The organism is Halobacillus sp. BBL2006, assembly GCF_000786645.1.
Lineage (GTDB): Bacteria > Bacillota > Bacilli > Bacillales > Halobacillaceae > Halobacillus.
On sequence record NZ_JRNX01000322.1, the window covers coordinates 1 to 8,993 of the forward strand.

Annotated in this window: 7 protein-coding genes; 2 read left to right on the forward strand and 5 right to left on the reverse strand. The window is 43.3% G+C overall.

All coding sequences use genetic code 11. From position 1 onward, the window contains the following. The coding region (locus tag LD39_RS10240) for a peptide chain release factor 3 (RefSeq protein WP_035545922.1) at positions 1-973 on the reverse strand (973 nt) is incomplete at its 3' end. Positions 974-1,292: 319 nt separating this feature from the next. Here LD39_RS10240 and LD39_RS10250 point away from each other — a divergent pair. Further along, positions 1,293-4,496, forward strand: coding sequence for a DEAD/DEAH box helicase (locus LD39_RS10250; RefSeq protein WP_035545926.1), 3,204 nt, complete (start codon positions 1,293-1,295; stop codon positions 4,494-4,496). 630 nt (positions 4,497-5,126) lie between these two features. Here the strand turns inward: LD39_RS10250 and LD39_RS10260 are convergent. Continuing rightward, positions 5,127-6,008 carry a heme A synthase gene (locus LD39_RS10260; RefSeq protein WP_035545930.1) on the reverse strand — a complete coding sequence of 294 codons (882 nt, stop codon included), beginning with the start codon at positions 6,006-6,008 and terminating at the stop codon, positions 5,127-5,129. A gap of 108 nt (positions 6,009-6,116) precedes the next feature. Then, positions 6,117-6,671, reverse strand: coding sequence for a metal-dependent hydrolase (locus LD39_RS10265; RefSeq protein WP_035545932.1), 555 nt, complete (start codon positions 6,669-6,671; stop codon positions 6,117-6,119). 84 nt (positions 6,672-6,755) lie between these two features. Between LD39_RS10265 and LD39_RS10270 the strand changes: the two genes are divergently transcribed. After that, positions 6,756-7,406, forward strand: a complete 651-nt coding sequence (locus tag LD39_RS10270; RefSeq protein ID WP_197061416.1) for a haloacid dehalogenase type II — start codon at positions 6,756-6,758, stop codon at positions 7,404-7,406. Positions 7,407-7,459: 53 nt separating this feature from the next. Here LD39_RS10270 and LD39_RS10275 read toward each other — a convergent pair whose 3' ends face one another. Further along, positions 7,460-8,296, reverse strand: a complete 837-nt coding sequence (locus LD39_RS10275; RefSeq protein WP_035545933.1) for an ABC transporter ATP-binding protein — start codon at positions 8,294-8,296, stop codon at positions 7,460-7,462. 219 nt (positions 8,297-8,515) lie between these two features. Next, the gene (locus tag LD39_RS10280) at positions 8,516-8,695 is read right to left on the reverse strand and encodes a hypothetical protein (protein ID WP_035545935.1); all 180 of its coding nucleotides are present in this window, start codon (positions 8,693-8,695) and stop codon (positions 8,516-8,518) included. Between the last annotated feature and the right edge of the window lie 298 nt (positions 8,696-8,993).

An 8,993-nucleotide genomic window follows, 5' to 3' on the forward strand; every position in this document is an offset into this window, starting at 1 on the left:
GGGTGACGCTCATCCCTCGTTCAAATTTTCCTGAGCAGATGCGAACAAAAGCGATCCGGTCACGGTGCTGTGGATTCATATTGGCTTGAATCTTGAAAATGAATCCGGAAAACTCTTCGTGATCCGGTGACACGACTCCTTCTGTTGATTTTCTTGGCGCAGGCTCTGGTGCCATATCAATGAATGTATTGAAGAACGTTTCAACACCGAAAGGAGCTAAGGCACTACCAAAGAAGACTGGTGTCTGATCGCCTTTCAAGACTTTTTCCATCGTGAAGTTGTCTCCAGCTTCAACCAACAGCTCCATTTCTTCCTGCGCTTCCTGGAATGTCGCGTTTTCCGTTAACTCTGGATACTGGTCAAGCTCTTCATACGGAATGTATGTTTCCTCTTCATTTCCAGAGAAGTGGACAAATTGTTCATTATTGCGATCGAAAACACCGAGGAATCGTTTACCCATTCCGGCTGGCCATGTCATTGGATAGGTCTCGATATTCAACGTTTCTTCTATTTCTTCCATCAGTTCAAATGGATCCCGACTTTCGCGGTCCATTTTATTAATAAAAGTAAAAATTGGAATCCCGCGCATTTTACACACTTTGAACAATTTCAGTGTTTGGGCCTCGATCCCTTTTGTCGCGTCGATGATCATGACCACACTGTCCACAGCCGTCAACGTTCGATAAGTGTCTTCACTGAAATCCTCGTGTCCTGGAGTATCTAAAATGTTTACCTGGTAACCCTTATAAGGAAAGTTCATTACACTGGACGTTACGGAAATTCCACGCTGTTTCTCAATTTCCATCCAGTCTGAGGTAGCGAATTTACCTGATTTTTTCCCTTTTACAGTTCCTGCTGAACGGATGAGGTTACCGAACAACAGCATTTTCTCTGTCATCGTCGTTTTCCCGGCGTCCGGGTGCGAGATGATCGCAAACGTCCTGCGTTTTTTCATTTCATCTTGTATTTGCATCGTCATATCCTCCATCATATAATGATCGTTTGTTGAATTCGTTCGGGGATATACGGATCACATTGGACTCTTCACTCCATAAAAAAACCGCTCCCTCGAGCGAGCGGCTTCCTCGAATTTTCAAACTCATACTTTGAAAGTTAGCATAACCATGGCGTAAAATCAATCGTAAAAGGAATTTCTTCCACCTCAGGTCATCCATATTCAGGATGACCTGAGGTGGAAGATTATGGATGACCTGAGGTTACATTTGTAGGAAATCTTCATCTTTTCAAACCTGTTATAATAAAGGGAAATACTGATAGTAAGGATGCCATTTATGCAGACGTACTTATTACAACCAAAAGATATAAAGAAAATAACCGGAAATACATTTTATACACGAGGAAAACACTATTTCGAAGCCGGTAAAGTTTACGGCCTTTCTCATAATAGCGCCATTCGCTCATGGCGGGCTGTCGTAGCGGGTACGCATGATTATGAAGTACGCGTCTTCTTTTTTGAGGACGATGATGTAGAAGCGACTTGTGAATGCCCTGCCTACAGTAGCTACTATACGTGTAAACACATCGCCGCTGTCTTAATTGCGATTCGTGAGAAAGCTTTAGAACAAATCGCCCCAAAATTGGCAGAGCAAGGAAAGCAAGAACGATCATCAACGACGAACAATGATCGTTTGTTTGCGATGCGTTTATTTGAAACCTTCCGGCAACGCCAGGAAAACCGTGTGTCTAACGACTTGAAAAAACCGTTGGAAATCCAATACTTTCTCCATCTCCATTCTTTACTTGGAACAAAAAGCTTGAGCGTTGAGGTAAAGTTAGGAGAGGGTTACCCTTACGTTATCAAGAACATCCGAGAGTTGCTTGACCATATTGATCTTGAGCAGCCATATCGAATTACAAAGAAATTCACCTATGATCCTGCTGACCACATGATCACTACTGAGGACCGAGCGATATTCGATTTGCTTATTCACGCTTATGAACAAGAGCGTTTCTATGAACAACAATGGAATCTTAGTGAACAGAAAACGTTGAGAATACCGCCGGTACTCGCAGCAAACCTTATCCCTAAATTGGAAGAGAAAAACTGTGAAATCATTGATCGCGGTGAGAACAAAGGGGTTCTGCACTTTGAACAGCAGTTCCCTGAACTCTCCTTTTATATCTCAGAAGAACGCGGTCATTTCCACATGCATATGAACAACTTGAAAAATTATGATTATTTGTCGGATTACCACTTGCTTTATAAAGAGGGAACGTTCTATCCGATTGAGGCTGAAAAAGAAGAGGTCATCCAGACGCTGCATTCGTTATTCCCCTATAATTCAAATGGAAATCATACGGTCAATCATTCTGATATGGAAGGGATTGTTTCCTATGTCCTGCCTGAACTGGAGACCATCGCAAATGTTCAGCTCGACGATTCTGCTCAGAAAAAAATCGTTCAAAAACCATTGCGCGCAGAAGTTTATCTCGATTTTTACCGTTGGACCTTGACGATTGAAGTCCGCTTCCGTTACGGCGATGTGACGATTGATCCGTTTAAGACTAAAACTCAAAATGAGAACACGATCATCCGTAGAGAAAGCGCAACAGAACAAGCGATCATCGAGCTGATTGAGTTCGCAGAATTCAAGTTTGATGGAGATATCGTCTACATCGAAGATGAGGAACAGCTGGACACCTTTATGCAAGAGTTCCTTCCAAAGTTCAGGGAGCATGCAGAGGTCTTCTTATCCTCATCAGTCCGCTCCCTACTTGATCAGCAGGACCATGAGTTGAAACCTTCAGTGGAAATCCAAAGCGACGGCAGCTGGCTCGACATCAGCTTTGCCATCGACGGCATCAGCTCGGATGACGTCTCCGCCGCCTTGAAAGCTTCAATTGAACGAAAAAAATACTATCGATTGTCTGACGGCGCACTTCTCTCTTTAACATCAGAATCATTCGAAAGGTTCCAGCGCCTGGCATCAGAACTCGATCTGACAAGTAAAGACATCGAAGACAGTCACGTCCAAGTTGCTAAAATGAGAAGCCTTCAAGTCGAGGACGCTTTGCGAACAGATGAATCAGAGCGTGACCAGTCTTTCACAGAGCTTGTTGAACGATTGAAATCACCTCAGTCATTTAACATCGAGGCACCTGAAAACCTCCAGGCAGACCTGCGCCCCTACCAATTGACAGGGTTTCGATGGATGAAATCCCTTGCAACTTACGGGCTTGGCGGTATTCTTGCCGATGATATGGGGTTAGGAAAAACACTGCAGACAATTACGTTCCTGCTTTATGAAAAACAACATGGCATGATGGAGAATCCCGCACTCATCATCGCCCCAGCATCGCTCATTTATAATTGGAAAAAAGAAGTCGAAAAATTCGCGCCGACCTTGTCGGTTCAAATTATTTCCGGCGACCCGCAAACTCGTCTGAGTGCACTTGAACAAATGGCATCAGCAGATATTGTCATCACTTCATATCCACTGCTAAGGCAGGATTCCGAGTTTTACAAAAAGGAAACATTTCATGCCATGATTTTAGATGAATCACAGGCCGTGAAAAACGAAACGACGAAGACAGCGTCTGCAGTGCGGACGATCAAGGCAAAGCATCGTTTTGCGCTGAGCGGAACACCAATTGAGAATTCCCTTCAAGAACTATGGTCGATTTTCCGTACACTGATGCCTGGCTTTTATTCGAGCAAAAAGAAATTCCTAGATATGAAACCCGAGAAAATTGCTCGTATGACTCGTCCGTTTATTCTAAGGCGGATGAAGACCGAGGTCCTTGATGAGTTGCCGGACAAGATTGATACCGTTCAGTATTCAGAGCTTACACGCGAGCAAAAAGAAGTGTACCTCGGCTATTTAGAACGAATTCAGAACGACATTAAAGAAACGATCGCCACAAAGGGCATTCAGCGAGGCAAACTGGAGATTCTGGCCGGACTGACTCGACTTCGTCAGATTTGCTGTCACCCTTCTCTATTCTTAGAGAATTACGATGGAGGTTCTGGAAAACTGGAGCAGTTGAAGGAACTTGCGAAGGAGATGAAGGCTAGCGGACATCGACTGCTCATCTTCTCCCAGTTCTCAAGCATGCTCACTATGCTTCATAAGGAGCTTTCAGCAGAAGGAATCGATGGATTTTATCTCGATGGAAGTACAAAATCCGAACACCGTATGGAACAGGTCGAACGCTTCAATGAAGGGGAAAAAGATGCCTTTTTCATATCGTTGAAAGCCGGAGGAACAGGTTTGAATCTAACCGGTGCCGACACCGTCATCCTCTATGATTTATGGTGGAACCCTGCTATTGAGGAACAAGCTGCAGGGCGTGCTCACCGCATTGGTCAGGAAAAAGTCGTCCAGGTGGTACGGATGATCTCCGAAGGTACGATTGAAGAGCGTATTTATCAGCTTCAACAAAAGAAACGTGACCTTGTCGATCAGATTATCCAGCCTGGTGAATCTATGTTGACGTCCTTAAGTGAAGAAGAAATACGAGATTTGTTTAAATGAAGACTTTTTTCTGTATGAGACTATAATGGTTATACAACTATAGTGCAGTTATCTGGAAGACTCGATTTCGAGATGTATGTGTGGTTTTAGGGTCGTTGGGAAAGGAGTCGCTTTCCGTGGGCGTACGTTGAGCTTCCTCGGGCATCTGCCCTGCGGGATCTCACCCTGTACTCTAATCCCACAGGAGTCTCCCCCTTCCCCAACGCCCTTTACCAAGAGAGCATCCGAAATCAAAGTTCCACTAACTTGCTTGATTTTTGGAAGGAACCTGGCTACTATGATGGATTCATAGCTATTCTACAAGCCTTTATAAAAATACAGAAGTTTCGAGCTCTTCACTAGCGCAATGGGGAACTGGAAACCAGTAGAGAACAAGTGGTTGCCCTTACGTTCTTGCGTTTGTTTGGAAGCTTGCCAGGTCCCCCGCAGGAAAGCGAGTGGTTTCCCGGACCTCCACTTTCTATCCAAGGCAACTGAAACATGAAAAAGTCTCGAAAATGAGCCTTCAACAATCGAGAGCTTTATGATAAAAGGAAGGAGCCTCAAACCAATTGTTGCGGCTCCTTTTGTTTTTGAGCTATTTTGATTTATCCCACAAAAAAGAAGCTGCTTCAAAAAGCAGCCCCTTCCTCAAATCAATTTCTTTTGCAGCTTGAACCAATACCCGCCTAAAATGCTTGCTCCAATCACCATCGTTACCGTCGAAATGATCATATGAATCGATGACGCAACAACAATATTTCCTGTCACCACGATGACGAATCCTACGACCGCATTCATCAGTAAGGAGATAAGATAGAGCCAAGATAGAGTAATATGATACTTGAACCGAGATGCATAGATGACAAACCATACGGCTGCAACGATGATGACGACAGTCGCCACCCAGTGCAGCGAGTAAATCATGTTCGCTATTGATTCATTTCTTATCAAGTATTCGACGGCAGGAATATCTAAAAGAACATTACTGGCACGGCTATGCTTGAAAAAGGCTCCTAATATGACCTGAAGCACATATAAACTGAAGCCGATTAGAAACGTACGGTAGCTCATTGAAATTGTAGACCAGCTTGTGCGGTCAAGCTCTATTTTCTTCTCATGCAGGCTGTAACTCAATAGCACTAGAACGACCAGGAGCATTTGACTGAACGTGACATCCAGCGTCGTAAATCCCGGAGGCGTGCCAAGCAGCACATTAAATCCCCCAACAAGCGATTGAAAGACGAGCAAGCCTAAGCTCAAGATAGATAAAATAAATACAGATTTCCGCTTGCGATGTTTATAAAGGGCTCCTACGGCGTTGATGAACGTCAGCATAGCGAGCAGCGGCACCATCAAACGGTGCGAATATTCAATAAGGACATGGTAGTTCGTAAAATCGGGAATGACCGATCCATTACAAAACGGCCATGACGTCCCGCACGCATCTCCGGAATCCGTCGCGACGACGAGGTTACCGAGAATCAGAGCGAGAAAAGTTACGAACGTTGTCAAAATGGAGAATTTCTTCATCGTCTTACCCTTTCTCTATTTAGATCATAATGTTTTTTCTAATGATGCATTCACAATAAATCATATCATGAAAACCAAAGCATAGAGAACGAAAAACACCACCGAAGGTCATGAACTTTTTGTGAACGGGCGCTTTTTTCTCAGTTTTTGGATAAAAAGGTATAGAAGCGATAACAAAATCAGCGTCGTATTGATAATGGAAAAAACCCGCGCATAGTGCTCATCATCCCAGTACGACACTTTACTTCTGAATGTATAGCTGCTGACCGGATAGAACATCGGCACAGCATCCTCTACATGAGTCAACAGGTCGAGGATGATATGACCCAGCCACCCATATAAAAGTGCGGTCCCCTTCGTCAATCTAAATCCTTTCCAAACGATCACAATAACAAAGACGATTGCCCATACAAATATAGAGTGCCCCGCTTGGCGCAGCACAAACACGACTGGGTGTTCAAATAGGTCATGGACAAGCCCGAACAATGACCTCATTGGATCAGGATCGTCGATCACCTGCCATGCATTCCTCGCAATAGCTAAGTATATAAACATGACATAATACACAAGGTCAGGTAAAACACTGCCGAAAATAAACCAGCCAAGATGTTTTTGTTTTCTAGCAGCGAAAAAAGTCCAATATCCATGATGGAATGTGTTCATTTTTTCCTCCCTTCCATCGGCTCCCTACTGTTTACCACCACCTTGAAAAGGGAAACAACTACGATGTAAAGGAGTGTGTATATATTGAGATATAAAGCATATGTATTTGATGCTTATGGGACACTTTTTGATGTTCATTCCGTTATGGAAAAAATCCATGGGCATTATCCGGATCAAGGAGCTTCCATCAGTCAGCAGTGGAGAGAACGGCAAATTCATTATTTTCTTGTCCGCCAGCTCATTCAAGGATATCGCCCGTTCAATGAAATTACGCGCTGGGCGTTAGAGGACGCTCTTGCCTTTAGTGATGTGACGGTTAAGCCGGACATAGTGGATGATTTAATGAAGCAATATGAAAAACTGAAGCCTTACGATGAAGTGTCCACCTTCTCTAAAAACCCCCCTGATAAAACGTTTACGATCTTTTCAAACGGAACTAGGTCGATGCTCGAGCCTTTATTAAACCACAACAAGCTGACAGAGACCTTTGATCTGCTCAGTGCAGATGATGTACAGGTGTATAAGCCGCACCCAGATGCATATAAATATGCCCAGGAAAAACTGGGTTGTAAGAAAGAAGAAATTTTATTCTTCTCCAGTAACCCATGGGACATTACAGGGGCGGCAGCATTCGGCTTTCATACCGCTTGGGTCAATCGCAAAGAACAGAAATGGCCTGAGCTTGGAATCGAGCCGACTTATATTATCCAAAACCTAGAAGAAATTCCTGATTAAAAAAGCAATGGGAAGCGATGCCTCCCATTGCTTTTTGCATAATTTCTAAATGGTTAAACGATGGATTGAGCAGACTGTGCTTCTGCCTGGGCTTGTTTAATCAAGCACCGCCCTTTACCGTGGGGAATACACATAGGTGTACCGAATAAAGGGTCCTGTCTGACTTCACAATTCATATCAAAGACATGCTGCATGAGTTCACAATTGACGACTTCTTCAGGCTTCCCTTGTGCGAAAACAGACTTATCTTTGACTGCAATAATATGGTCTGCGTAACGACAAGCCAAGTTAATATCGTGTAAAACCATCACAACCGTACGGCCATGATCTTGGTTCAAGTCAAAAAGCAGGTCTAAGATATCAATTTGGTGGGTCATATCCAGGTAAGTTGTCGGCTCATCAAGCAAAATGGTATCAGTATCCTGGGCAAGCGTCATCGCAATCCACGCCCGCTGTCGTTGACCTCCTGATAGAGAATCTACTGTACGCTCCCTCAATTCAGCCAAATTCGTATCGTTCAAGGCTTTCTCAACAGCACGTTCGTCTTCTTCAGACCAGCGTTTCGTGAATCCTTGATAAGGATATCTCCCTTGCTTTACTAACTGATGAACCGTCAACCCTTCTGGTGTCGTTGGACTTTGAGGCAGAATCGCCATTTTCTTGGCGACTTCTTTCGTTTTCATCTTAGAGATATCTTTACTATCAAGAACAACCTCTCCTGATTTAGGCTTCAAGAGGCGGGCCATTGACCGTAAAAGGGTGGATTTACCGCATCCGTTGCCTCCGATCAGGACAGATACTTTTCCTTTTGGAATCTCAATATTCAACGAATCTATGATAATGGAATCTCCATATCCCAAGGTTAAATTATTTGCTAGCAGCGTCTCCATCTTCTTAACCTCTCCTTTATCCACAAACACTAATCCAGAAAAACACGTACAATTATCACTATAATCTAGTTTATGGGGTAAACAAAGACCTGTCAATGATTTTGAGAATCATTTTCAGCGACAGACAGTCCAACTCTACTGTATGACTTTTCTTTCAATAACAGAACAAAAAAGTCAAAAGCCTGGATCGCTTTTGACTTCTAGTTATGTTGAATGGTTTTATAAGTTTTCTGGTTTCGTGGATTCGTTTCCTGAACCGTGAGAAATGTAATCCTGTTCAAGTGTTTGATGATCTTTAACGCTCAAGTGATCTTCTTGTACCTGTCTTTTATTTCTCCGCTCAAAGTAGACCGCAACAGTGATGATCACTGCAGGAATGATGAGTAACAGCCAAACCATTTTGTCATCCCTCCCAGGGCTTATTGGCTTACACTCTATTTATTCCCGGGTAATGATAGAGTATGAGTATATGACAGAAAACAGGTAAGGTGAAGGATAGTTAGTAAAGATAGACATACCGCTGTAACTTTTGTAAAGGTTTTAATAAATATACTTTTTTCCGCTTGTTGTTAATTATGCTATGAAGACGGATCACAATAGAGTTTGATAAAGACAATAGAAAAAGAGGCTAGGACATAAGTAAAGTAGCGGTGGAAAAAAACGAACATTGAAAACTTGTATGAAATCAACGCAGATT

Excerpts from the sequence above, each read along its gene's own strand:
- LD39_RS10265 (WP_035545932.1), bottom strand. The coding sequence starts at position 6,671 with ATGAACACATTCCATCATGGATATTGGACTTTTTTCGCTGCTAGAAAA.
- LD39_RS10280 (WP_035545935.1), bottom strand. The coding sequence starts at position 8,695 with ATGGTTTGGCTGTTACTCATCATTCCTGCAGTGATCATCACTGTTGCG.
- LD39_RS10250 (WP_035545926.1), top strand. The coding sequence starts at position 1,293 with ATGCAGACGTACTTATTACAACCAAAAGATATAAAGAAAATAACCGGA.
- LD39_RS10260 (WP_035545930.1), bottom strand. The coding sequence starts at position 6,008 with ATGAAGAAATTCTCCATTTTGACAACGTTCGTAACTTTTCTCGCTCTG.
- LD39_RS10275 (WP_035545933.1), bottom strand. The coding sequence starts at position 8,296 with ATGGAGACGCTGCTAGCAAATAATTTAACCTTGGGATATGGAGATTCC.